Source organism: Curtobacterium sp. 320 (assembly GCF_031455235.1).
Taxonomy (GTDB): Bacteria; Actinomycetota; Actinomycetes; order Actinomycetales; family Microbacteriaceae; genus Curtobacterium.
The window spans coordinates 533232-557557 of the sequence record NZ_JAVDSI010000001.1 but is presented as its reverse complement, the minus strand read 5'-3'; the positions used below and the strand labels follow the sequence as shown (position 1 = coordinate 557557).

Sequence of the window (24326 nt, the reverse complement as noted above, 5' to 3'; positions counted from 1 at the left end):
CTCAGGAGCCGGTGAGCCTGCTCCCGCACGAGTACGTCGCCGCCGTCACCGCGTCGAGTGCGGGCAGCGCCGCGGCCCGCGAGGACCCGATCGCGTAGAAGGCGAACGTCAGCCGGGTGCCGTCGGCCGCGTCGATGTAGCCGCCGAGGGTGTTCGCACTGTCGATCCACCCGGTCTTCGCGTGCACCTTGCCCCGGGCGACGGCGTTCGCCCCGGTGAACCGACTGGCCAGCGTGCCGGACTGTCCGGACACCGGCAGGGCGTTCGCGAGCGTCCCGAGGCCCTTCGCACCGGCGGCGACCTGCACCATGAGGTGCGCGACGAAGTTCGGCGACACGGCGTTCGCGGCGCTCTCCCCCGAGCCGTCCTTGATGACGATGCCTGCAGGGTCGACGCCGTACGACTTCAGGGCTGCCTGGTACACGGCGGTCAGCGAGGCTGCGGAGCCGTCCGAGCCGGACTCCTTCGACGAGATCCGCGCGAGCATCTCGGCGAGGGTGTTGTCCGAGTTCGGGATCATCTGCCCGATGAGCGTCGACACCGGCTGCGAGGAGACCGTGGCGATCGTGTCCGTGCTGGTCGTGGCACGCTTGACGATCTGCGCGTTCCCCGCACCGGCGACCCCGGCGTTCGCGAGGGCCGTGCGGAACAGGTCCCCGGCGCGACCGACCGGGTCGGTGGAGCGCGGCGAGGTCTGGGCACCCGGGTTCGCGCGGTCACCGTCGACCATGAGCGCCGTGACGTTCGGCTGGTAGCCGATCGTCCGCTCGCTCACCGGCCACGTGGGGTCCCAGGCGTCGGCGTCGTTCCAGTACGTGTCGTCCGTGACGATCGTCGTCACCGGGGTGTTGCCGAGCTTCGCCTTCACCTGCTGGGCGAGCTGCGCGAGCGTCGGGGCGCCCGGGTACACCGTCGCTCCGCCTGCCGAGAGCGTGGCGTCACCGTGGCCGACGAGGGCGATCGTACCGCCGGACTCCTTCGTCACGGTGGTCGGGATGCGGTGGTCGCCGCCGAGGACGGCCAGCGCGGTCGCCGTCGTCAGGGTCTTCATCACGCTGCCGGTCTGTGCGGCCTCGTCACCGTTGCGTGAGAACAGCACCTCGCCGGTCTTCGCGTTCATGACGTACCCCTCGAACGCGCCGAGGCCGCTCGCCGAGGCGGCGTTCGTGATCGTGCACGTCCGGAGGGCGGAGGGGCCCGCGGCGTCGTCCGGCACCGCGCGGCCGCTCGGCGTCGGTGTCGGGGTGGGGGCGGCCGTCGTCGGTGCGGGGCTGCTCGACGCGGTGGCGGACGCCGTCGCGGCCGCCGTGGTCGTCGGGGTCGGCATCGTCGCCGCCGCCACGGCCACGGCACCGCCGGACCCGAGCACGAGCACGGTCGCGAGGCCACCCGCGATCCACGGCACCGGGCGGCGGGCGAACGAGGTGCGGACGGCGGTGCGCGCGTCGCGGAGGCGGTCCGCGACGCCGCGCGGTGAAGGCTGCTGGTCGGACATCGCGAACGATCCTACGGAACTGCGGGAGGAGCCTCCAGGGCCACTTCCCGGATCCGGACGTTCCGGGCCCTGCCGGGCGTCAGCCGTCGGTCGCGTCAGCCGTCGGCCGGGTACCGGACGCCGACCTGTCGGCGGGCCTCGTCCATGAGCGCCATGATCGCGACCGTCTCCTCGGGGTCCATCGGGCCGCCCTCGTGGGTGCCGGACTCGACCATGGACTCGAACGCGCGGACCTCGTGCGCGTAGCCGGTGAGTTCCTCGCGCCCGTCGAACTCCTCGACGACGTTCCCGTCGCGGTCGCGGAGCCGCCAGGTCGTCGGCGTGAACCACGTCGAGTCCAGGTCGATGCGGCCGTCCTCGCCGATGACCGAGGCGCTGTTCGGACTGCGGAGGTCGAGCCCGAAGTGGAGCATCGACTGCGTCCCGCCCTCGTGCGTCAGCACCAGGCCCATCTGGGTGTCGACGCCCTGCTCGCTCAGGGTGCCCGCGGCGACGACCGACGTGGGGACGCCGAGGACGTCGACCGCGAAGGAGATCGGGTAGATGCCGAGGTCGAGCATCGCGCCACCGCCGAGCGCCGGGTCGTTCAACCGGTGTGCCGGGTCGGACGGCAGCGCCTGGTGGTGGGTCGCCTCGACGAGCCGGACCCGCCCGATGCGGCCCTCGGCCACGAGCTCGCGGATCATCGACATCTGCGGGAGGAAGCGCGTCCACATCGCCTCCATGACGGCGACGTCGGCGCGCCGGGCGGCGTCGACCACCAGGCGGGCCTCGTCCGCCGTGATCGTGAAGGCCTTCTCGACGAGGACGTGCTTGCCGGCCTCGATGGCGAGCAGTGCGTCCGCCGCGTGCCGCGAGTGCGGTGTCGCGACGTACACGGCGTCGACGCCGTCGTCGGCGACGAGGTCCTCGTAGGAGCCGTGCGCCCGCGGGATCCCGAACTCGGCCGCGAACGTCTCGGCGCTCGCGAGCGTCCGGCTGCCGACCGCGACGAACTCGACCCCCGCGGCCGTGCAGTCGCCCACGAAGGACCGTGCGATGCCGCCCGTACCGATGACTCCCCAGCGAACCGTCATGGGACCTGTCTACCAGGGGCCGTGCTCGGCACACCGCTGTCCACCCGCAGCACTTTGGTATGGACTGCACTGGTGATTGCCAGCTAGCGTGCTGCTGCGCCCCCTGAACGGGGGTCCCGCGGTCGCGTCCGACGGCCGCTCCCCCAGCAGAAAGCGATCAGGTCCTCCATGCGCCGATCCGTCCTGTCCGTCGTCGCCACGAGCGCGGCCATCGTCATCACCTCGACCCTCGTCGGTGTCACCCCGGCGACCGCGCACGGCTGGGGATCGCCCGGACACGGCTGGGCACCGCCGGGCCACTCGGCCGACGCGGGGCTGCAGCCCCGGACGCAGTTCACGATGGCGGCCGACGGCTCCTCCGGCGCGAGCCAGGGCGGCGAGGGCATCCCGAACATCGACTCGGTCAAGAAGACCATCGCGACGTACTACGGCGACCCCGGCACCGGACTCGCGAACCGCACCGACTCCCCCTACATCCGCGAGATGCGGTCCATCGTCGACCGGCAGAGCGCCCAGCTGCAGCGCATCCACGACGCCGCGGTCCGTCGCGGCGAGAAGCCCGCGATCGTCCTCGACGCCGACGACACGACGCTGTGGACCTACGACATGGAGGTCGCGGACATGCACTTCGTGTTCGACCCGGCTCGCCAGGACGAGTGGGTGCAGGACGAGCGCTTCCCCGCGACGCCGTCGATGGTCGGCTTCGTGAACCGGGCGCAGTCGCTCGGGTTCACGGTCTTCGGACTCACCGGTCGGAACGACGACCAGAAGGCCGCCACCGTCCAGAACCTGTCGAAGGTCGGCTACACCGCGTTCACCCAGGACCGCTTCTTCACGAAGTGGACCGGAGTCGGGACGTCCCAGCAGCCGTCGTACATCACCTGCGCCACGGCGAAGTGCACGACCGTCGAGTACAAGGCGCTCACGCGGAAGCACATCGAGCAGGACCTCGGCTACGACATCGCGCTCAACGTCGGTGACCAGTGGAGCGACCTGCAGGGCGGGTACGCCGACCGCTCGGTGAAGCTGCCGAACCCGACCTACTACCTGCCCTCGGCCGACCTGCCCGGCGTGTCCGAGCCGCGGCTGACCCCCCGCACGCACTTCACCATGGCCGCCGACGGATCCTCCGGCACCACCCAGAGCGGCGAGGGCATCCCGAACATCGACTCGGTGAAGTCGACCATCGCGACGTACTACGGCGACCCCGGCACCGGCCTCGCCAACCGCACCGACTCCCCGTACATCCGCGAGATGCGGTCCATCGTCCGGAAGCAGGCTCCCGTCGTCGCAGCCCAGTGCACCGTCGGCCGGAAGCTCCACCGCAACCCCGCCATCGTGCTCGACGCCGACGACACCACCCTGTGGACCTACGACATGGAGGTCGCCGACATGCACTTCGTGTTCGATCCCGCCCGCCAGGACGAGTGGGTGCAGGACGAGCGCTTCCCCGCCACCCCGTCGATGACCTCGCTCGTGTCGATCGCCCAGCGCTCCGGCTGCACGATCATCGGGCTCACCGGGCGCAACGACGACCAGAAGACCGCCACGATCGAGAACCTGCAGAAGGTCGGGTACCCGCAGTTCGCGGCGACGCAGCGCGGCACGCAGACGTACTACACGAAGTGGACCGGCGTCGGTGCCTCGCAGCAGCCGTCGTACATCACCTGCGCCACGGCGAAGTGCACCACCGTCGAGTACAAGTCGCAGACCCGAGCGCACATCGAGTCGCGCTCGGGTGGGCGGTACGACGTGGTGGCGAACTTCGGCGACCAGTACAGCGACCTGCTCGGTGGGTCGGCGGACCGGAGCGTGAAGCTGCCGAACCCGACGTACTACCTGCCCTGAGGCCGGGTCGGGGGGGGGGGGGGGGGGGGGGCCCCCCGCCCCCCCCCCCCCCCCCCCCCCCCCCCCCCCCCCCCCCGGGGGGGGGGGGGCCCCCCCCCGCCCCCCCCCCCCCCGGCTCGGGCCCGGCGCCCGGCGCCCGGCGCCCGGCGCCCGGCCCGCGAAGCAGAAAGCCCCGGTCAGACACTGTCTGACCGGGGCTTCTCGGAGCCGCCTGTCGGAATCGAACCGACGACCTATTCATTACGAGTGAATCGCTCTGCCGACTGAGCTAAGGCGGCGGACGCTCCGTTGCCGGAGCGGCACGGGACACGACTATACAGGTTCAGACGAGCGAACGCGAAACGAGCGCGTCGAGGTCGGCGAACGACCGTTCGAGCTCGTCGACGAGGTGGGTGTCCGACCCCGCGTCCGACCACTCCCACCACGCGTGCCGCAGCGCAGCCAACGCCACGAGGGACGCCAGCCGCGCCCGCCGACGCCGTTCCGGGGGCTCGCCGGAGGCGTCCGGAGCTCCGTCCGCAGCCGCCGCGAAGCGCGCCACGATGGCCCCCTCGATCGCCGCCTGGAACTCCTTCATCGACTCCATCCGCCGACTGAAGAGCTCCGGCGCGGCGCGGAGCACCTGCTGCCGCTCCTCGATCAGCCCACGCTCCTCGATGAGTTCGCGCGTCGAGTGCACGAGCAACGCCCCGAGGTCGGCGAGCAGGTCCCCCGTCGGCCCACCGGCCACGAAGTCCACGAGGGTGTCGTCGTCCGGCAGTGTCGGATCGTCGCCGAGGATCGCGCCTTCCTTGTTCGGGAAGTAGTTGAAGAACGTCCGCGGCGACACGTCCGCACGCCGCGAGATCTCGTCGACCGTCACCGCCGCGAGCCCCTCCTCGATCGCGATGCGGAGCGCGGCCTGCTGGATCGCGAGTCGGGTGGCGCGGCGCTTCCGCTCGCGCAGGCCGGGTTCTGCGTCGGACATGCGGCGATTGTCCCATGCGCGGGGGCGCGGGCGGATGGGGAACGTCACAGGGTGCGGTCCGGGACGGCCCGGAGGCGCGGTGCGAGCGCGTCCTGCATCGCACCTCGGGCAGGTGGTCCCACCCAGGGCGCGGGTCAGCGGCGCGCGCGGGCGATGGTGACGAGCAGCGCCTCGAGCGCGAGGAGGGCCGCCACGTTCGCGGCGATGCGCTGCCGAGCGAGCGCGATGGCGTCGAGCACCTCGAGCGCAGCGGCCGGGGTCACCGACTGCAGCGCGTGGTCGAGCTGTTCCCGCATCGCGAGGTTCACCGGTTCCGCCGGCGCCCCGAGCCCGAGCAGCAACAGGTCACGGTACAGCGACGAGACATCGACAAGGATCCGGTCCAGCCCGTCCCGGAGGCTCCGCGTCGCCCGACGCTTCTGGTCTTCCTCGAGCAGGCGCAGTTGCGAACGGAGTGCCGGCGGGATCGTGCCACCGGGCTCGATGCCGAGCGAGCGCATCGCGGCGTCACGTTCCTCGGCGTCGCGCTGCTGCGTGATCGCCTTGGCGTCCTCGTCGGCGACGGCGAGCAGGTCGGCGGCGGCCATCACGGCGTCTCCGACGGTCCGGACGCCGAGCACCGTGCTGAGCGTGCGGCGTCGACGATCGCGGGCGTCCTCGCTGGTGGCGAGACGCTGTGCCATGCCGATGTGGCTCTGCGCCTGGCGTGCGGCGTCCATCGCGAGGACGCGGTCCACACCGGTCCGCGCGACGAGCAGGTCTGCGACGGACTCGATGCCCGGCACGCGGAGGCGGACCGACCGCACGCGCGACCGGATCGTCGGCAGCAGGTCGGCCTCGCTCGGGGCGCAGAGGATCCACACGGTGCGCTCCGGCGGTTCCTCGAGCGCCTTGAGGAGCAGGTTCGACGTGCGTTCCGTCATGCGGTCCGCGTCCTCGATGATCACCACGCGGTACCGGCCGACGGAGGGCGAGTAGTGCGACGACGTGACGAGCTGCCGGATCTCGTCGATGGTGATGATGACGCGCTGCGTCGTCAGGACCGAGACGTCGGGGTGGGTCTTCGCGGTGATCTGCTGGAGCGTGTGGTCGTCGTCCGGACCGTTGCCGACGAGTGCGGCGGCGAAGGCGGACGCGACGTTCGACCGGCCGGAGCCGGGAGGCCCGGTGATCAGCCACGAGTGCGTCATGCCACCGGTGCCGTCGGGCGACTCGGCCGCGTTGCGGAGCGACGCGACCGCTTCCTCTTGCCCTGTCAGGCCGTCCCACACGCTCACGGGATCATCCTGCCAGCCGCCACCGTCATCCCTCGACGATCCCGACCAGTGGACCGACCGCGGAACGGATCGCGCGCTGGACGTCCGCGGCCGGGGCGGACGCGTCCACCACGAGGAAGCGCTCGGGCTCGGCGGCGGCCATGTCGAGGAACGCCTGGCGGACCGTCTCGTGGAACGTCTCGGCCTCGGACTCGAGTCGGTCGAAGGTGTCTCCGCGCGCCGCGGCCACCCGCGCACTCCCGACGGTGACGTCGAGGTCGAGCAGGATCGTGCGGTCCGGCGTGAGCCCGTCCGACGCCCAGTCCGACACCGAACGGATGTGCTCGGCGCCGAGGCCGCGCGCGACCCCCTGGTACGCCACCGAGGAGTCGATGTACCGGTCCTGCAGCACCACGTCACCGCGAGCGATGGCAGGGCGGACGAGGGTCTCGACGTGGTGCGCGCGATCGGCCGCGTAGAGCAGGGCCTCGGCCCGAGGCGCGACGTGGCCGCGCTCGTGCAGGACGATCTCGCGGATCCGCGTGCCGAGGTCGGTGCCGCCCGGTTCACGGGTCCGCACCACGGTCCGGCCGTGCTCCTCGAGCCAGGCCGTCAGCAGCTCCGCCTGGGTCGTCTTGCCCGCACCGTCGCCGCCCTCGAGCGTGATGAACCGGCCGGTCACTTCTTCTTGGCCGCCGGCTTCCGCGCCGGTGCCTTCTTCTTCACCGGTCCCTTGGCACGCTTGTCCGCGATGAGCTGCACGGCGCGGGCGTGGTCGACGGCCTCGACGTCCTCGCCGCGCGGGATCGTCGCGTTGGTCTCGCCGTCCGTGACGTACGGACCGAACCGGCCGTCCTTCATCTTGATCGGCTTGCCGGACACCGGGTCGGCGTCGAACTCCTTGAGCGCTGCGCTCGCCGAGCTGCGGCCGCCGTACTTGGGCTGGGCGAAGAGCTCGAGCGCACCGGGGAGGTCGATGTCGAAGATCGCGTCCTCGCCCGGCAGGGTCCGGGTGTCCGTGCCTTTCTTGAGGTACGGACCGTAGCGGCCGTTCTGCGCGGTGATGTCGTCGCCGGACTCGGGGTCCTTGCCGACGACCCGCGGCAGGTCGAGCAGCTTCAGCGCCGTCTCGAGGTCGACCGTCTGCGGGTCCATCGACTTGAAGAGGGACGCCGTGCGCTCCTTGGGCGCCGCGGGCTTCTTCGTGGTCTTCTTCGCCGTTGCCTTCTTCGCGGCACCCTTCGCGGTGGTCTTCGCTGCGGGCTCCGCCTCGGCGGCGGCCGGCGTGGCCTGCGCGTCGAGCACCTCGCCCGTCGCGGCGTCGACCGCGGGTTCCGGCTCCGGGGTGCGCTCGGTCACGTACGGACCGAACCGGCCGTCCTTCGCGAGGACCTCTTTTCCGGTCTCGGGGTTGATGCCGACGACGCGGTCCCCGAGCACCGGGGCGTCCACGAGCTCGCGGGCCTTCTCGGCGGTGAGCTCGTCGGGAGCGAGGTCCTCGGGCACGTTGACGCGACGGGGCTTCTCGGGGTCGTCGCTCGGCACCTCGATGTAGGGGCCGTAGCGACCGATGCGGAGGGTCAGCCCCGGCGCCAGTTCGACGGAGTTGATCTCGCGCGCATCGATCTCGCCGAGGTTGTCGATGACCGTGCGGAGCCCGCGCTGGTCACCACCACCGAAGTAGAACTCCTTGAGCCAGTCGACCCGGTCGGCGTCGCCGTTCGCGATCCGGTCGAGGTCGGCTTCCATGTCGGCCGTGAACTGGTACTGCACGAGGTCACCGAAGTACTCCTCCAGCAGCCGGACCACGCTGAACGCGATCCAGTTCGGCACGAGCTGGGTCCCGCGCAGCGAGACGTAGCCGCGGTCGATGATCGTCGGGCTGATCGTCGGGAAGGTCGACGGGCGACCGATGTCGAGGTCTTCGAGCGTCTTGATGAGGCTCGCCTCGGTGTAGCGCGGCGGCGGGGTGGTGTCGTGCCCCTTCGCGACGACGTCGTCGACGGCGAGGTGCTCGCCTTCCTTGACGTCCGGCAGCGCCACGTCGTTGCCCGAGCGGTCCGAGGACTCGTGGCGGTCCTCGTCCTTGCCCTCCTCGTAGGCGTTGAGGAACCCGCGGAAGGTGATGACCGTGCCGGACGCCGTGAACTCGGCGTCGGTGCCGTTCGCCGTGGCCGGGATGCCCTCGACGGACTCCCCGGAGGAGATGCCGAGCACGATCGACGCCGTGGAGCCCTTGGCGTCCGCCATCTGCGACGCGATGGTGCGCTTCCAGATGAGGTCGTAGAGGCGCCACTCGACACCGGTCAGCGTCCCCTCGAGCTGCGACGGGGTGCGGAAGGTGTCGCCGGCGGGGCGGATCGCCTCGTGCGCTTCCTGCGCGTTCTTGCTCTTGCTCGCGTAGACGCGCGGCTTGTCCGGCACGGTCGCGGCGCCGTAGAGGTCCGCTGCCTGCTTGCGAGCGGCGTCGAGCGCCTGCTTCGACAGGTTGACCGAGTCCGTACGGATGTAGGTGATGTAGCCGTTCTCGTACAGCGTCTGCGCCGCACGGGCGGTCTGTCGCGGCGAGAGGCGGAGCTTGCGCGCCGCTTCCTGCTGCATCGTCGACGTCGTGAACGGTGCTGCCGGGCGGCGCGTGTAGGGCTTCGACTCGACGCTGCGGACGGTGGCGTCACCGGCACGCTCGAGCACGGTGGTGAGCGCGGCCGCGGCGGCTTCGTCGAGGCGGACGGCCTCGCCCTTCAGGGCACCGCGGTCGTCGAAGTCACGACCGGAGGCGACCCGGGTCCCCTGGACCCGCGCGAGTCGAGCGGTGAAGGCGGCGTCGCCCTCCTTCTCGAAGCGCGCGCTGAGGTCCCAGTAGTTGGCGGACACGAAGGCGAGGCGTTCGCGCTCACGGTCGACGACGAGACGCGTGGCAGCGGACTGCACGCGGCCGGCCGAGAGCCCCGGACCGATCTTGCGCCACAGCACGGGCGAGACCTCGTACCCGTAGAGACGGTCGAGGATGCGGCGGGTCTCCTGCGCGTCGACGAGGGCGGTGTCGAGCTCACGGGTGGCTTCCTGCGCGCGCTGGATCGCCTCCTTCGTGATCTCGTGGAAGACCATGCGCTTGACCGGCACCTTGGGCTTGAGGACCTGCAGCAGGTGCCACGCGATGGCCTCGCCTTCGCGGTCCTCATCAGTTGCGAGGTAGAGCTCGTCGGCTTCCTTGAGCGCACGCTTCAGCTCGGAGACGGTCTTCTTCTTCGCGTCCGAGACGACGTAGTAGGGCTCGAAGCCGTTGTCGACGTCCACCGAGAACTTGCCGAGCGAGCCCTTCTTGAGCTCCGCCGGCAGGTTCTTGGGCTCGACGAGGTCCCGGATGTGTCCGACGGACGCCTGGACCTCGTATCCGTCACCGAGGTATTGCGCGATCGTCTTGGCCTTCGCGGGGCTCTCGACGATGACGAGCTTCTTCGTGCCTGGCACGTGTCTCCTTGATCGATGGTGCGCGTCGGCCCTGGACGACGAGCGCGTCCGGGTCGACCGGGGCACCGATGACCGGGGGCCGACAGGCACACCATACACATAGTGTTCGGGCTGGTCGTCCGCCGGACCGGCGACTGCGACTGCGCCCACGGCGAACGGTCCGCCGCCGACCACGACCCGGACCCGCGCGGCGGAGGCAGCCGTCCCGCAGGTGTCGACGGCTGCCTGGTTCCGCGCTGCCACGCGCGTCGCGACGGAGCAGGGTTCGCCCGGGACGAGCCCGACGAGGCCCGCCGCGGCGGCGAGCGCCGAGGCGTCGGCAGCGGCCTGGGCGCGGATCGTGGCCACGCGCAGTCCGGCTCCGGCGAGCGCCGCCGTCAGGACGACGAGGACGACGCCGACGACCGCCGAGAGGAGGACCGCGGCTGACCCGCGCTCGTTCACCGTCCGTCCTCCGCAGCGCAGCCCGTGGCACGGAGCGGGACGGCCTCGAACGGCCCCGCGGCCCCTCGTGCTGCCCGGACGCAGACGACGCCTCCGTCGCGGTGCACCGTCATGCCGGCCCCTGGTGCGAGGTGCTCGAGGGCGGCGCGCCCGGCGTCGTCGTCCCCGCGACCGAACGCTCGTGCCGCCGTGGCCGCCGCGAGCTGGAGGCGTCCGAGGCCGTCGACGACGAGCACCGCGGCGACGAGCGAGGTCAGGACGAGGGCCACGACGGGCAGCACGACCGCGAACTCGACGCTCACGGTGCCGCGCTCCCCGTCCGCCGCCGGGCGCGGGTCAGAGGGACAGGGCACCACGGACGAGTTCCGTGAGGATGCTCTGCACTTCTCCGGAGCGCATCACGGCGACGAGGACCCCGGCGAACGCGACGGCGGCGAGGATCACCACCGCGTACTCGGCCGTCGCCGATCCCCGGTCGTCGTCGAGTCGTCGCCGGAGTCGGGCGCCGAGGTGCTGGCGGTGCGTGCTGGGTGTGTTGATCATGTGACTGTCCTTCCTGGTGGTGCGATGCGATGCGATGCGATGCGACCAGCCTCGCCGCGGGCGGCCCTCGGCACGGGACCGGTCACCGGATCTGTGGAGGATCAGCCGACGTCGACGACGGTGGAGGAGAGGACCCCGACCACCACCGGGACGACCCCGACGAGCACGAAGGCGGGGAGGACGCACACCCCGAGCGGCAGGACGAGCCGGACCGCGAGTCGTTCCGCGGCGGCGAGGCCCGCGGCAGCGACGTCGTCGCGGACGTCCTCGGCAGCCGCGCGGAGGAGCGACGCCGCCGGGACCCCGGCACGCTGCGCGAGTGCGAGGACCTCTCGGAGGTGTTCGCCGTCCGCGGCACGGCACGGTCGGTCGGCGAAGGCGGTCCGCACGGCCGCTCCCCCGTCCACCCACGACCCACCACCGGACACCGCGACCGCCCACGCGTCGAGCAGCACGCCCGGCAGGTGCCCGTCGGGCGTCGCCGCACGGACGAGGCGCGCGGTCCACGCCCGCCCCAGCAGGACGAGCGCGGTGGAGAGGACGACGCAGGTCCAGCCGACCGGCGACGCCACGAGCACCTGGACGGCCCCCGATCCCCAGGTCGACCCGAGCGCGAGGCCGAGCAGCGGCAACGCGAGCACCACCCGGGCGCTCGCTCGTGGACCGGCGAGTGCCACGAGGACGGCGCGGTCCGACGCCGCCGACCGCCGGAGCGCTCCGGCGAGCGCGCGGACGGTGCCCGCCGACGGCGCCCCGGTGTGTTCGGCGACGCGGAGCACGGCGGCGACGTCCTGCCACGCGGGGCCGGCGTCCTGCGGGAAGCCGCCCACCAGTGCCCACGCCCGGGTGGGCGGGACGCCGGCGGCGACGAGCGTCGCGACCCGGTCCAGCGTCCGGGCCGCCGCCGCTGGGTCGAGCGCCACGCGCCGTGGGCGCACCGACCGTCTCACCCTCACCGCGACCGGTCCACCGGACGGACCACGAGCCTCCCGTCCGGACCGACACGGAACGCACCCACCGCACCCAGCCGCCGCCGACCCGCGTGCCGCTCGACGTGCACCACCAGGTCGAGCGCGCTGACCGTCTGCCGGGCGAGCGCCTCCGGCCCGAGCCCGGCGAGCGCACCGAGAGCCTCGAGCCGCGCCGCCACGTCGGCGATCCCGTTGGCGTGCACCGTCCCCGCTCCCCCGTCGTGCCCGGTGTTCAGGGCGGAGAGGAGCTCTCGGACCTCGGCGCCCCGGCACTCCCCGACGACGATGCGGTCGGGTCGCATGCGGAGCGCTTCGCGGACGAGCCGGTCGAGGCCGAGCGCACCGGCGCCCTCGGCGTTCGCCTGCCGGGCCTCGAGCGTGACGACGTGCGGGTGGTCGATCCGGAGTTCGGCGACGTCCTCGACGGTGACGATCCGCTCGTCGGGCGGGACGGCCGCCAGCATCGCGGCGAGCATGGTGGTCTTGCCGCTCCCGGTCGCGCCGGTGACGAGCACGTTGCGGCGCTCGTCGACCGCTCGCTCGAGGACCGATCGAGGGACGCGCGCGAACGCTCCGAGCGCCTCGAGCGACTGCAGGGTCGGCCGGGTCGGTGCGGGCAGTCGGATCGAGACCGCGGTCCCGCCGACGGACACGGGTGCGAGCACGACGTGCACGCGGATGCCGTCGCCGTGCCGGACGTCGACGCAGGGCGTGGTCTCGTCGACGTGCCGCCCGCCCCGTGCCACGAGTTCGGTCGCGAGTTCCCGCACCCGCCGTTCGGGCAGCTCGGGTCCGGCTCGTTCGAGCCCGCGCCCCCGGTCGACCCACGTCCCGCGGCCGCCGACCACGAGCACGTCGGTGACGCCCGCGTCGCCGACGAGCGCGGCGAGCTCCTCGAACTCGGCGGCGACGACGTCCCGACTCCGGATCGGTCGCGTGGCGCCGGGCAGGAACGGGGCGTCGGCACGGTGTCGGTGCATGCGACCAGAGAGTAGGGAGCGGCCGTCGCCGCTCGGAGGTCCACTCCACCTCCTGTGGAGAGCTGCCCGCTCGGCGAGCAACGGACCGTTTTGTACCCCGGCACGCAATGCCGTACCCCAGTCGGTGTCCCAGTGCTGGAACGCCCGGACACCACCACCCGCCCAGCGGTACCGAGTTCGATTGTGCAACACGTGTCGAACAACCCACAGCGCGGTTCGATGCAGGAGCATGGACAGGTCTGTCCACGCTTCGGCTTGCCCGCGCGGATCGACGCGTGTCGCCGACCCCGAGCGCGGTCGACCGTGGCACGAACCGGCCCGGAAACGAGAAGAGGCGGCACCGGTTGGGGGGAACAGGTGCCGCCTTGACATCGGTGGATTGGGGGGAATCCGAACCGTTGCCGCCGGAAACGAGTCCAGCGGGAACTACTGTACCCCATGATCGGCCTCCGGAAGCAACCCCCGGATCGACTTCTCGGCGTGCCGCGCTGCACGCCCAGAGCGAACAGGACCGCCACGGCCGCACGCGCCCCCGCCGACCCGCGCCCATGCCGAGGGGTAGTCTCCGACTGCACCCCTGCCGCAACGACGCGAAAGGACATCGATGTCCGCTCCGACCCAGACCGACCCCCGCAACGACGGAGCCCCCGGCAGCCCGGACACCCCGAACGCCGGCCGAGACGCCACGTTCCCCCCGTCGCCGGAGTTCGTCGCCGACGCCGTCGCACACGAGGACCTGCACGAGGCCGCCTCCGCCGACCGCGAGGCGTTCTGGGCGGACCAGTCCCGCGCGCTCCTCGACTGGCGGACGCCGTTCACCCAGACCCTCGACTGGTCCGGAGCCCCGTTCGCGAAGTGGTTCGCCGACGGCACGCTCAACGTCGCCGAGAACTGCCTCGACCGGCACGTCCGCGCGGGCAACGGCGACCGGGTGGCGATCCACTTCGAGGGCGCTCCCGGGGACACCCGACGCATCACCTACGCCGAGCTGACCGCCGACGTGCAGCGCGCCGCGAACATGCTCACCGACCTCGGCGTCGAGCAGGGCGACCGCGTCGTCGTCTACCTCCCCCTCATCCCCGAGGCCGTCGTCGCAATGCTCGCCGTCGCCCGCATCGGCGCCGTGCACTCGGTCGTGTTCGGTGGCTTCAGCGCCGAAAGCCTCCGCGCCCGCATCGAGGACGCCGGCGCGAAGCTCGTCGTCACGGCCGACGGCGGCTGGCGCCGTGGCGCGGTCTCAGCACTCAAGCCCGCGGTCGACGAGGCACTCGAGGGCGAGGGCACCGACAGCGTCGAGCACGTCCTCGTCGTCAAGCGCGGCGGCAACGACATCGCCTGGAACGAGCGCGACCTCTGGTGGCACGACGAACTGGCGAAGGCGGACCCCACCCACGAGGCGCAGGCCTTCCCCGCCGAGACGCCCCTCTTCATCCTCTACACCTCGGGCACGACCGGGAAGCCGAAGGGCATCGTGCACACCTCCGGCGGCTACCTGACCCAGGCGGCGTACACGCACAAGAACGTGTTCGACATGCACCCGGAGAAGGACGTCTACTGGTGCACCGCCGACATCGGCTGGATCACCGGGCACTCCTACGTCGTCTACGGTCCCCTCGCGAACGGCGTCACGCAGGTGCTCTACGAGGGCACCCCGGACGAGCCGAAGCCCGGCCGCTGGTGGGACATCGTCGACGCGTACGGCGTCACGGTCCTCTACACCGCGCCGACCGCGGTCCGCGCGGCGATGAAGGCTGGCCGAGCGGTCCCGGAGGCCCGGAGCCTCGAGACCCTCCGCCTGCTCGGCAGCGTCGGCGAACCGATCAACCCCGAGGCGTGGAACTGGTACCGCCAGGTCATCGGCCACGACCGCACGCCCATCGTCGACACGTGGTGGCAGACCGAGACCGGCGCGATCATGATCTCCGCGCTCCCCGGCGTCACGAAGCTCAAGCCCGGAGCCGCCCAGACACCGTTGCCCGGCATCGTCGCCGAGATCGTCGACGACGACGGCCACCGCGCCGACCCCGGCGAGAGCGGCTACCTCACCATCACCGAGCCGTGGCCGTCGATGGCGCGCGGCATCTGGGGCGACCCGGACCGCTTCGTCGAGACCTACTGGTCACGCTTCCCCGGTCGGTACTTCGCGGGCGACGGCGCCCGACTCGACGGCCAGGGCGACATCTGGATCCAGGGTCGGGTCGACGACGTCATGAACGTGTCGGGACACCGCCTGTCGACGGCCGAGATCGAGTCGGCCCTCGTCGGGCACGAGGGCGTGGCCGAGGCCGCGGTCGTCGGTGCCGCCGACGAGACGACCGGGCAGGCGGTCGTCGCCTACGTCATCCTCACGTCGGAGGCGGCGGCCGACGTCGACCGTGAGTCCGCCGCCGCGGAGCTCCGGAACTGGGTGGGCAAGCGGATCGGCGCCATCGCGAAGCCCCGGCAGGTGGTGATCGTGCCCGAGCTGCCGAAGACGCGCTCCGGCAAGATCATGCGTCGCCTGCTCCGCGACGCGGCCGAGGGCCGTCGCATCGGCGACACGACCACGCTGGCCGACCCGACGATCATGGCGACCATCTCGGAACTCATGTAGCAGGAACGACGCGAGCCGCGCCTCCTGTCCGATCGGACTGGAGGCGCGGCTCGCGTGACGTGCGCTGCTGCCGGTCCGTCAGTCGGTGAGTTCCACCACCAGCTCGACCTCGACCGGCGCGTCCAGCGGGAGCACGGCGACGCCCACCGCGCTCCGCGCGTGGACGCCGGCGTCGCCGAACACGTCGCCGACGAGGGTCGACGCGCCGTTCGCGACGCCCGGCTGCCCGGTGAAGGACGCGTCGGACGCGACGAACACCGTCACCTTGACGACGCGCGCGACCCGGTCGAGCGAACCGGCGACCGACTCGACGGCGGCGAGGGCGTTGAGTGCCGCCACACGCGCCTGGGCCGTGGCGGTCTCGGCGTCGACCGCGCCGCCCACCTTGCCGGTGACCGGCAGCGAACCGTCCACGAACGGCAGCTGACCGGCCGTGTAGACGTACCGGCCGGTGACGACGGCGGGCACGTAGGCCGCGACGGGGGCCGCGACCGCCGGCAGGGTCAGCCCGAGCTCGGCGAGCCGGTCGGCGACGGTCATGCGTCGGCCTTCGGGCGCTTCAGGTAGGCGACGAGTCCGCCCTCGGGGCCGGTGACGACCTGGACGAGTTCCCACCCCTCGTCACCGAAGTTGTTGAGGATGGCGGTGGTGTTGTGGATGATCAACGGGGTCGTGAGGTATTCCCAGCGAGTCATGGAGATCCTTGCCAGCCTTTCAGTCGGCGGTGTCGTTTAGGCTGCATCCTATGTCTGCCCAGAAGACGTCTGCCTCGCGGACCAAGCCCGTCTCTGCAGTCGGCGCCTTCGTCGGTTTCGTCGGTTTCAGCGTGCTCGCCGGTCTGCTCGTCACGATCGGTGTCACCCCGGCCATCGCGGTCGCCGGTGTCACGACGACGTCGACGATCGGCGTGTTCGAGTCCCTGCCGGAGTACATCGAGATCGGTGACCTCCCGCAGCGCAACGAGCTGTACGCGTACCAGGGCGGCAAGAGCGTGCACTTCGCGACGGTCTACGACCAGAACCGTCAGGAGCTGAAGTTCGACCAGATCAGCGACCAGCTGAAGAACGCGGCGATCGACGGCGAGGACAAGCGCTTCTACGACCACGGCGGCGTCGACATGACCTCGCTCGTCCGTGCGGGCGTCGGCTCCCTCGCGGGCGGCCTCGGCGAGTCGGGCGGTGGGTCGACGCTGACCATGCAGCTCGTCCGCAACATCAAGATGAACCAGGCGCTCGAGCTCCCGACGAAGGAAGAGCAGCTCAAGGCCTACCAAGAAGCGACCGAGACCTCCATCCCCCGCAAGCTCGAGGAGATGAAGCTCGCGATCGGGCTCGCCAAGAAGTACACCCACAAGGAGATCCTCACCGGGTACCTCAACATCGCGTACTTCGGCGACCAGACCTACGGCGTGCAGGCCGCCGCGCAGCACTACTACAACAAGAGCGCGACCGACCTGACCCCGGCCGAGGCCGCCTCGATCCTCGCGATCGTGCAGTCGCCGAACACGCGCAACCTGTCGAACCCGAAGTACTACGACGCCAACGTCGCTCGCCGCAACGTCATCCTCAAGTCGATGTACGCGCAGAAGCACCTGACGAAGGCCGAGTACGACGAAGCCGTCAAGTCGAACCCGAAGGACTACGTCCACCTGACGCAGCCGTCCCAGGGATGCCGCGCCTCGGTCGGCGACGGCTCGCAGTTCTTCTGCGACTACGCGGTCAAGGTCGTCAAGGAGATGTCGCAGCTCGGCGCCACCCAGAAGGACCGCGATGCTGCATGGCGCAACGGCGGGTACAAGATCCAGACAACGCTGGACATCGACCTGAACGCGCAGCAGAAGCAGATCCTGAACACGTACGACAACAAGGCGGAGACCCGGATCGCGCTCGGAGCCACGCTCGACTCGGTCGAGGTCGGCACCGGACGCATCCTGACGATGGCGCAGAACAAGGACTACGACCAGTCCCTGCAGTCCCCGCCCACCGCGACCTCGCTGAACTACAGCGTCGACAAGAAGTACGGCAACTCGAACGGCTTCCAGACGGGTTCGACCTTCAAGGCGTTCACACTGCTCGACTGGATCAAGGCCGGGCACGGGCTCAACGAAACGGTGAACGGCACGGCGCGGGTGGTGTCGCCGTGGAATATCTGTGGTCAAACCGACTACACGCAGTTCGACGTCTCGAACGACTCGCCTGGCGAGAACGGAAACTACAGCGTCATCGGAGCCACCGCTGGTTCGATCAACGGCGCATTCGCCTCAATGGCACAGAAGCTCGATCTCTGCGAGATCAAGAGCGTTGCGCAGAACTTCGGCGTGCACCGTGCCGACGGCGGCGAGCTGACCACGAATCCGTCCTTCATCCTCGGTACGAACGAGATCGCGCCGCTCACGATGGCCGCCGCCTACGCCGGTATCGCGAACAACGGCCTCTTCTGCGCCCCGGTGGCGGTAGAGCAGATCACGAACGCCGACGGTAAGCAGCTCGGCGGACAGCCGAAGGACTGCAAGCAGGCCATCGACCCCGCGGTCGCGCAGACCGCGGTGTACGCGATGAAGCGGACGATCACGAGCGGTACCGCTCGCGGCGCGCAGACCTACGACGGCACGCAGATGTTCGCCAAGACCGGTACCACGGACGAGGCTGAGCAGATCTGGCTCGTCGGCGCGAGCACCCGCGTCGCGACCGCGTACTGGCAGGGCAACACCGACGGCAAGAAGATCAACCTCCGTCACTTCAGCAATGGTGTGAACGGCACGTACGCCGGCGTCCGTGCCGACGTCTGGCGCCAGGCGCAGACCCCGGTGAACGCCGCGTACCCGGGGGGCGCCTTCACTGATCCGTCGTCGTCATCGATCCGCGGGAACAGCATCCAAATCCCCGACGTCGCGGGGAAGACCGTCGAGGAAGCCCGTTCAGCAATTGCGGGCGCTGGGTTCACGTACGTCGACGGCGGCTCGCAGCCGGGTTCCGAGAAGGCCGGCACCGTGAAGGCGACCTCCCCCGCGAGCGGTTCGTTCCTGTCGAAGGGCGCGAGCGTCACGGTGTACACCTCCGACGGATCGCAGATCGTCATGCCCGCCATCGCCGGCGCAACGCTCGACACCGCCCGCTCCAAGCTCAACCAGCTCGGCTTCACGAACGTGAACATCTCAGGCTCCTACGAGAAGGGCGGCGCCGGCAAGACGTGCCGTGTGGCCTCGGTCGACCCGGGCGTGCACGCCGCGGCGAGCAAGGACTCCGCGGTGACGCTGACCCTCTACGGCGACAAGAACGGCAAGGCGCCCAAGGACTGCAAGTGAGTCGCGGTCGCGCTGCGCTGGGGGTCATCGCAGCGGGCGCGGCCGTCGGTGCCGCGTCGGCGGCCTGGGGCACGCTCGTCGAGCGACGTCGGTTCGGTATCCGGTGGGAGACCATCCCGGTGCTCCCGCCGGGGTCGCGCGACGTCACCGTGCTGCACCTGTCCGACATCCACATGGCGCCGTGGCAGGCCGACAAGCAGCAGTGGCTGCGTGACCTGAGCCTCGTCGAGCCCGACTTCATCGTCAACACCGGCGACAACCTCGGGCACCCCACGGCCAACGCTGCGGTGGAGTACGCGCTCGAGCCGTTCCGCGGCGTCCCCGGGGCGTTCGCGTACGGGTCGAACGACTTCTACGGGCCGACGCCGCGCAACCCGCTCAAGTACTTCGGCGGTCCGAGCACCCACAAGCACGGCACCCGTCCGGTCGAGCTCGACATCGACCGGCAGACGGCGTTCTTCGAGTCCCTCGGCTGGCTGGACGTGAACGACCAGGCACACGCCATCGAACTCCGCGGGTCGCGGTTCGAGCTCTTCGGGACGTCGGACGCCCACCGCGACTGGGACCGGCTCGACCTGCTGCCGACCAACGTCGACGAGATGCGCGGCGACGTGCCCTGGTCGGAGGACGAGGACGGCCCCTCCCCCGTCGCCCTCGGCATCACCCACGCGCCGTACCGCCGGGTGCTCGACGCCTTCGTCACCCAGGGCGCCGACGTCATCTTCGCCGGGCACACCCACGGCGGACAGGTCCAGGTCCCCGGCGTGGGTGCCCTCGTCACGAACTGCGACCTGCCGCGTCGGTACGTCAGCGGGCTGCACAAGTGGCAGCACCGTGGGCACTGGTCGTGGCTCGAGGTCTCTGCGGGCCTGGGCACGTCGATCTACGCGCCGGTCCGCTTCGCCTGCCGACCCGAGGCCGTCGTGGTCACCCTGACCGCCCGAGCCTGACCGGCCAAGCTGGAAGTGGCCCCGCTACCAGTGCAGCGGGGCCACTCGAGTGCTCCAGGGGACGATCTGCTGCCCTCCCGGATCGCGTCGCCAGTTCGTGTCCGACTCAGATGGTGATCTTGCCGGAGAACGGCAGCTGGTTCTGCCCGGGGCAGCCAGCGCCGGGCTCGACCAGCGCCGCCGTGATGTAATACGTCCCGCTCGGGATGGTCGTCGAGGTCGAACCCTTCTTCGTGAACGTGTACGTCGTGTTCAGCTTCTTGAACTGAACGACGTTCGTGACACGCGTCGCGCCGGCGCTCGGGCCGTTGCGGAGGGCCATGACGAGTTGGCTACCGCACCCGTTGTACGAGGACATCGACACCTTGATCGGACCCGAGCTGTGGGATCGCCCCCGCTCGAAGAACGCGTTGCCGCCGTTCTTCGGGACGCTTCCTTCGATCGTCGAAGTCGTCGCAGCCGAGGCCGACGCGGCCGGACCGATCACGAGTCCCATCGCAACCGCTGCCGAAGCCGCAATCAGGGCAAAACGCTTCTTCGTTTCCATGGGTGCACACCCTTCCTTCCCCACCAAGCTGGTAGGGCTTCATGCGTCATGTGACGCGCTGAGCTCTGTACGACGAGGCGACTCCCCCTACGAATGATGATCGCCGCCCCGGGTCGAAGCTGGCAGCAGAGACCCGCCGGTGCAAGTCGACAACCCGCAATGCATCGCAGGACACAGTGCCGCCACGTGCGTGGTCAAGACCACCCATCCGGTCGTGTAGACTCGATCCGTCGCTTCGAGAGAAGCGAACACACCGCGGGGTGTGGCGCAGCTTGGTAGCGCGCCTCGTTCGGGACGAGGAGGTCGCAGGTTCAAATCCTGTCACCCCGACACTGTGTTGAGACAGTAAGTAACACCGGAAGCCTGGCGTCGATGGACGCCAGGCTTCCGTCGTCTCGTCGCGCAACTGAAGCTGTCCAGAGGACAGTTCGCTAGGAGCGCCGATGCGTCTCCAGACACATCTGCCAGATCCCTTGCCTGATCGTCCGCCTGAGCTCGCTAGCTTTCCGAGAGTGCATCACTCCACAGGTACGGACGTCCCGAAACGGCGAGGCATGAGCCGGCGATCCATGATCGCAACGAGCGGTGCAGTCGCGTCGGCATGGGTGGTCGCTTCTCTCGAGACCTCTCCAGCGCAAGCAGGAACCGTCGTGCCGCCATTCGACGTCGCGGTAACGACCACCTCCACGTTCGACACGGCGCACCGCATCCGTTACGAAAATACCGCCCCAATCGTGGTCACCGTACCCGCTATCGCCGCGTTGGCTGGGGCCTCCTTCACCTTGACCTTCGACGAGCGGGGCTTCTCGGACACCCTCGACGACGCCATGCTGTCGTTCGGGAAGAGCACGATCGCCTGCCCTACCCGTCGTCAGGCCGGAAGCGTGACAGTCACTCTTCCCCAGGAAATCAGTGACGCGGAGCGTGGAGGCGCACTCGCCCTCCCCCTCGCCAGCGTAGGACCTCTGATGAATGACGGCATCGGCGCTCTCAGGCCGTCAGCGATGTTGATCGAGACAAGCACAGGCACGACGCGCACACCTGTCGACCGTCCGGCCTCGGTCGAACTTCCCGCACCCGCGTTCCGCCCCATCCTGTCGGTCGGATGGACGTCGATTCGTCTGACTGATGGCGAGTACGATCTTCCTTCGGTCATCACGGTACTCAATGAAGGTCCAGGAGCGCTCCCTGTCGGCGCGCTCATCGCGGTGAGCTATGACCCTGAGATAGTCAGAGCGTGCTCGTTATCTCGAGTAGTGGATCCATCCGTCCCGTCCCAGGGGCAGACTGCACTCGATTTGGAACTCGACTCATCCGGGCCCGGAAGCCTCAGTCTTCGCCTGATCCACGACCTGTTGCCGGGCCACTCGGTGTCCGCCGAGCTGACCTTCGCGACTGACCTTGTACAGGGGCACGCACCTCAATATGCCGCGGTCTCACTCCAACTCACGAGCGAGCACTTCGCGCGAATCCGACCGGCAGCGAGCATGACAGAGACCTCACGAACGAGTGGCGGACTTTCGACAACTGCTCCTCGACTTCAAGGAGTCAACTGATGGATGCGCAAGTGCAGGCCGCGCAGAACTGGTTGAACACCCGCTACCGGTCCATCAAGGGGTACGAGGTAATATCCGCGGACGGCATCCCGGGATGGGCAACGATGTACGCGATCACGAAGGGTCTCCAGCACGAGCTCGGGATCAGCGCGTTGTCCAACAACTTCGGAGAAGGCACCGCTTCTGCATACGTCTCCAAGATCAACAAGCTCTCGTCTTCCTCGAAGTACAAGAACGTGATCGGGCTGCTGCAATGCGCTCTCTGGTGTAAAGGGTATGCAGCGGGAGCAACCTTCGGCACATGGGCGGACGCAACATCGTCGTCGGTGTCGACGATCCGCGCTCGCCTCGGCGTAACCAGCGGTACTGACGTCGACGTGAAACTTATGCGGTCTCTCTTGACGCTGGACGCCTACACCATGCTGTCCGGCGGAAGCGCGGCGGTGCGCCAAGCACAGCAGTGGCTCAATGGACGCTATTCGTCCCACTCGGGTTATCGACTTGTCCCTTGCGATGGGATCTACAGCCGCGACGTTCAGTTCGGTTTCATGCTCGGTATTCAATACGAGATCGGCATCTCGGACAGCGCTGCGAACGGGAACTTCGGCCCAAGCACCCAGTCTGGGCTTCGAAATCAAGCGAATGTGGGCCCTGGGTCAGCGGATGGCGCAAAAAAGTTTGTCTCGCTCTTCCAGTTGGCATTGCTGTTCAATGGCGAAAGCGTGACGCGAACCGGTTCGTTCAACAGCACACTGGAGGCCTCAGTTCGGAAGTACCAGAGCTTCATGCTCCTCGAACAGACTGGGCGAGGCGACTTCGATACGTGGGCTGCGCTACTCGTTAGCACGGGAAACCCGGACCGTCCGGTGCGAGGAGTCGACACCACCACGAAGGTGTCCAAGGAGATGGCAGCCTCGCTTCGCACCCAAGGGTTTGACGTCATCCTTCGCTATCTCACCGTTGCCGCCAAGAGCATCGCGAGGGGCGAACTGGACACCTTGTTCAGTGCTGGCTTTCGGGTCTCGCCGGTCATGCAGAACTGGAACAATGCCGCCGAGTTCTTCCGTGAGGACTTCGGCTATGAGGACGGCTACGCCGCAAGCCTCAGAGCACGACAACTTGGCTTCACCGAAAACACAGTGATCTTCGTTGCGGTGGACTACGACGCGTTCGGCGCCGAAATTCAGACCCGCATCCGGCCGTACTTCGTGGGCTTCCGAAACGGACTCAAAGCGTCAGTACGGCCGTATCGCATCGGGGTCTACGCTACGAGGAACGTCGCAGCGGAGGTTGCGTCTATGGGCCTTGCCGACGCCATCTGGGTGAGCGGTATGTCGACGGGGTACTCAGGCAACCTCGGCTACCCGATGCCTCGGGGTTGGTGGTACAACCAGATAAAGGAAGACAAGAGCCAGAACATCGATCGGAATGCGGTATCCAGTTCTGCGGCTCCAGCGACGCGCGCCGACGTGTCGCTTTCTCCCGCATACTCTGAGGAGATTTGGTCGGCCCAGTTCGACGTGTCGAAGATTCAATACGTGGCCGCGAAGGTCGCTTCCCGAGAAGCTTTGGAGCCGGCGGAAGATGTTGCAAGCATCCACACGCTGGGATTCCTGATGCAACGCTATTACGATTCGGCGCAAGTAGGCAAGTCGTTTGCCGCGGCATTCAATGCCTATTTGCCTCGGCTCCAGAATGCTCCGGGTGATCTGGGGCTGGCGCACTCACGGGTACGTGGGGAGATAGACAGTACATTCCCGGACGTAACGGCGGTCCTTGCGAACATGCCACATGATCCGGCGCACATGGCCGCGACAGCACAGGGCGTCCTGCACTGGGGAGACCACGCACATTCGAGCTTGCTCGGAAAGGGCGATCTGGGAGGCTGGGCCCTTGATCTCGCGACGTTCTGGGGCAAGTACAGGGCAGCAGGAAATCCAGACATCGAGAGCTTCGTGTCGGCACACCTTGGAGTCAAAGACGACGAGAACACCTTCGGTGAAAGCGACCTGTTCGGCGATGCAGACGGCTGGCTTGTTGGCCACGCAACGAGGGGCGGACTAGCTGCGGACGACGCTTTCCGTGCGGTCTACGTGGCGAACGCCCGGGCGGAGGACCGTTTAGCAGCCTTCTTGAACGCGCGCTTCGGAAGCCGTGCTGTCGCGGTCGCTGCCGTCAAGGATGTTTTCCGCTCTGCTTCGTTCACGAACTTCGCCAGCGTATTTGCATTCGTCGATTTCAAGGCATTCCCGACGGACTCCGAGCTCGAGACCTTCGCCGCTAGCGCTGTGAAGCAGCTCTACGACAAGGCGGGCCTCGGGTGAG

At 69.4% G+C, this 24326-nt stretch carries 19 protein-coding genes and 2 tRNA genes; 7 read left to right on the top strand and 14 right to left on the bottom strand.

Going from position 1 to position 24326, the window contains the following annotated elements; all coding sequences use genetic code 11:
* Position 1: 1 nt before the first annotated feature.
* Both dacB and J2X60_RS02695 read right to left on the bottom strand, forming a co-directional pair.
* Entirely contained in the window at positions 2-1495 is a 1494-nt protein-coding gene (gene dacB / locus J2X60_RS02700) for a D-alanyl-D-alanine carboxypeptidase/D-alanyl-D-alanine-endopeptidase (RefSeq protein WP_309886417.1), read from the bottom strand.
* A gap of 95 nt (positions 1496-1590) precedes the next feature.
* On the bottom strand, positions 1591-2571 hold the full coding sequence (locus J2X60_RS02695) for a Gfo/Idh/MocA family oxidoreductase (RefSeq protein WP_309886416.1): 981 nt from the start codon (positions 2569-2571) through the stop codon (positions 1591-1593).
* 168 nt (positions 2572-2739) lie between these two features.
* Here J2X60_RS02695 and J2X60_RS02690 point away from each other — a divergent pair, with 168 nt between their 5' ends.
* The gene (locus J2X60_RS02690; protein ID WP_309886415.1) at positions 2740-4419 is read left to right on the top strand and encodes an HAD family acid phosphatase; all 1680 of its coding nucleotides are present in this window, start codon (positions 2740-2742) and stop codon (positions 4417-4419) included.
* A gap of 205 nt (positions 4420-4624) precedes the next feature.
* Here the strand turns inward: J2X60_RS02690 and J2X60_RS02685 are convergent.
* From J2X60_RS02685 to J2X60_RS02645, 9 genes are all read right to left on the bottom strand, one after another.
* Positions 4625-4697: transfer RNA gene (locus tag J2X60_RS02685), tRNA-Thr, on the bottom strand.
* 44 nt (positions 4698-4741) lie between these two features.
* Positions 4742-5386, bottom strand: coding sequence for a helix-turn-helix domain-containing protein (locus tag J2X60_RS02680; protein WP_309886414.1), 645 nt, complete (start codon positions 5384-5386; stop codon positions 4742-4744).
* 134 nt (positions 5387-5520) lie between these two features.
* Positions 5521-6663 (bottom strand): DNA polymerase III subunit delta', encoded by a 1143-nt coding sequence (locus J2X60_RS02675; RefSeq protein ID WP_071302639.1) that lies wholly within the window; start codon positions 6661-6663, stop codon positions 5521-5523.
* Positions 6664-6688: 25 nt separating this feature from the next.
* Complete coding sequence (gene tmk / locus J2X60_RS02670) at positions 6689-7324, bottom strand: dTMP kinase (RefSeq protein WP_309886413.1); 636 nt, start codon at positions 7322-7324, stop codon at positions 6689-6691.
* Entirely contained in the window at positions 7321-10113 is a 2793-nt protein-coding gene (gene topA / locus J2X60_RS02665; protein ID WP_309886485.1) for a type I DNA topoisomerase, read from the bottom strand. Before topA ends, tmk begins: the two co-directional genes overlap by 4 nt.
* Positions 10114-10553: 440 nt before the next feature.
* Positions 10554-10859, bottom strand: a complete 306-nt coding sequence (locus J2X60_RS02660) for a TadE family type IV pilus minor pilin (RefSeq protein WP_309779978.1) — start codon at positions 10857-10859, stop codon at positions 10554-10556.
* Between the two features lie 34 nt (positions 10860-10893).
* Positions 10894-11100 (bottom strand): DUF4244 domain-containing protein, encoded by a 207-nt coding sequence (locus J2X60_RS02655; RefSeq protein WP_309886412.1) that lies wholly within the window; start codon positions 11098-11100, stop codon positions 10894-10896.
* 101 nt (positions 11101-11201) lie between these two features.
* Entirely contained in the window at positions 11202-12038 is an 837-nt protein-coding gene (locus tag J2X60_RS02650; RefSeq protein ID WP_309886411.1) for a hypothetical protein, read from the bottom strand.
* A gap of 14 nt (positions 12039-12052) precedes the next feature.
* Positions 12053-13051, bottom strand: a complete 999-nt coding sequence (locus tag J2X60_RS02645; RefSeq protein ID WP_309886410.1) for a TadA family conjugal transfer-associated ATPase — start codon at positions 13049-13051, stop codon at positions 12053-12055.
* 604 nt (positions 13052-13655) lie between these two features.
* On the opposite strand from J2X60_RS02645, the gene acs reads away from it, so the two are divergent.
* Positions 13656-15644, top strand: coding sequence for an acetate--CoA ligase (gene acs, locus J2X60_RS02640; protein WP_309886409.1), 1989 nt, complete (start codon positions 13656-13658; stop codon positions 15642-15644).
* A gap of 78 nt (positions 15645-15722) precedes the next feature.
* On the opposite strand, the gene J2X60_RS02635 is transcribed toward acs, so the two are convergent.
* Both J2X60_RS02635 and J2X60_RS02630 read right to left on the bottom strand, forming a co-directional pair.
* A complete protein-coding gene (locus tag J2X60_RS02635; protein WP_309886408.1) occupies positions 15723-16184 on the bottom strand; it encodes a RidA family protein in 462 nt (153 codons plus the stop codon).
* A complete protein-coding gene (locus J2X60_RS02630) occupies positions 16181-16339 on the bottom strand; it encodes a hypothetical protein (RefSeq protein ID WP_022907077.1) in 159 nt (52 codons plus the stop codon). The genes J2X60_RS02635 and J2X60_RS02630 overlap by 4 nt, the downstream gene beginning before the upstream one ends.
* Positions 16340-16389: 50 nt before the next feature.
* Here J2X60_RS02630 and J2X60_RS02625 point away from each other — a divergent pair, with 50 nt between their 5' ends.
* Both J2X60_RS02625 and J2X60_RS02620 read left to right on the top strand, forming a co-directional pair.
* A complete protein-coding gene (locus tag J2X60_RS02625; RefSeq protein ID WP_309779982.1) occupies positions 16390-18948 on the top strand; it encodes a transglycosylase domain-containing protein in 2559 nt (852 codons plus the stop codon).
* A complete protein-coding gene (locus tag J2X60_RS02620) occupies positions 18945-19898 on the top strand; it encodes a metallophosphoesterase (RefSeq protein ID WP_309886407.1) in 954 nt (317 codons plus the stop codon). Before J2X60_RS02625 ends, J2X60_RS02620 begins: the two co-directional genes overlap by 4 nt.
* Before the next feature lie 106 nt (positions 19899-20004).
* On the opposite strand, the gene J2X60_RS02615 is transcribed toward J2X60_RS02620, so the two are convergent.
* Positions 20005-20394, bottom strand: coding sequence for a hypothetical protein (locus J2X60_RS02615; RefSeq protein WP_309886406.1), 390 nt, complete (start codon positions 20392-20394; stop codon positions 20005-20007).
* Positions 20395-20701: 307 nt separating this feature from the next.
* Here J2X60_RS02615 and J2X60_RS02610 point away from each other — a divergent pair.
* The 3 genes from J2X60_RS02610 (at position 20702) to J2X60_RS02600 (ending at position 24325) form a co-directional block, all read left to right on the top strand.
* Positions 20702-20775 (top strand) — tRNA-Pro (locus J2X60_RS02610).
* A gap of 239 nt (positions 20776-21014) precedes the next feature.
* Positions 21015-22001, top strand: a complete 987-nt coding sequence (locus tag J2X60_RS02605) for a hypothetical protein (RefSeq protein WP_309886405.1) — start codon at positions 21015-21017, stop codon at positions 21999-22001.
* The gene (locus J2X60_RS02600) at positions 22001-24325 is read left to right on the top strand and encodes a glycoside hydrolase domain-containing protein (protein WP_309886404.1); all 2325 of its coding nucleotides are present in this window, start codon (positions 22001-22003) and stop codon (positions 24323-24325) included. Before J2X60_RS02605 ends, J2X60_RS02600 begins: the two co-directional genes overlap by 1 nt.
* Position 24326: the final 1 nt, after the last annotated feature.

Coding starts and splice junctions, on each gene's coding strand:
- dacB (WP_309886417.1), bottom strand. CDS start 1,495: ATGTCCGACCAGCAGCCTTCACCGCGCGGCGTCGCGGACCGCCTCCGC.
- J2X60_RS02695 (WP_309886416.1), bottom strand. CDS start 2,571: ATGACGGTTCGCTGGGGAGTCATCGGTACGGGCGGCATCGCACGGTCC.
- J2X60_RS02690 (WP_309886415.1), top strand. CDS start 2,740: ATGCGCCGATCCGTCCTGTCCGTCGTCGCCACGAGCGCGGCCATCGTC.
- J2X60_RS02680 (WP_309886414.1), bottom strand. CDS start 5,386: ATGTCCGACGCAGAACCCGGCCTGCGCGAGCGGAAGCGCCGCGCCACC.
- J2X60_RS02655 (WP_309886412.1), bottom strand. CDS start 11,100: ATGATCAACACACCCAGCACGCACCGCCAGCACCTCGGCGCCCGACTC.
- J2X60_RS02645 (WP_309886410.1), bottom strand. CDS start 13,051: ATGCACCGACACCGTGCCGACGCCCCGTTCCTGCCCGGCGCCACGCGA.
- acs (WP_309886409.1), top strand. CDS start 13,656: ATGTCCGCTCCGACCCAGACCGACCCCCGCAACGACGGAGCCCCCGGC.
- J2X60_RS02635 (WP_309886408.1), bottom strand. CDS start 16,184: ATGACCGTCGCCGACCGGCTCGCCGAGCTCGGGCTGACCCTGCCGGCG.
- J2X60_RS02630 (WP_022907077.1), bottom strand. CDS start 16,339: ATGACTCGCTGGGAATACCTCACGACCCCGTTGATCATCCACAACACC.
- J2X60_RS02625 (WP_309779982.1), top strand. CDS start 16,390: ATGTCTGCCCAGAAGACGTCTGCCTCGCGGACCAAGCCCGTCTCTGCA.
- J2X60_RS02615 (WP_309886406.1), bottom strand. CDS start 20,394: ATGGGACTCGTGATCGGTCCGGCCGCGTCGGCCTCGGCTGCGACGACT.
- J2X60_RS02605 (WP_309886405.1), top strand. CDS start 21,015: ATGATCGCAACGAGCGGTGCAGTCGCGTCGGCATGGGTGGTCGCTTCT.
- J2X60_RS02600 (WP_309886404.1), top strand. CDS start 22,001: ATGGATGCGCAAGTGCAGGCCGCGCAGAACTGGTTGAACACCCGCTAC.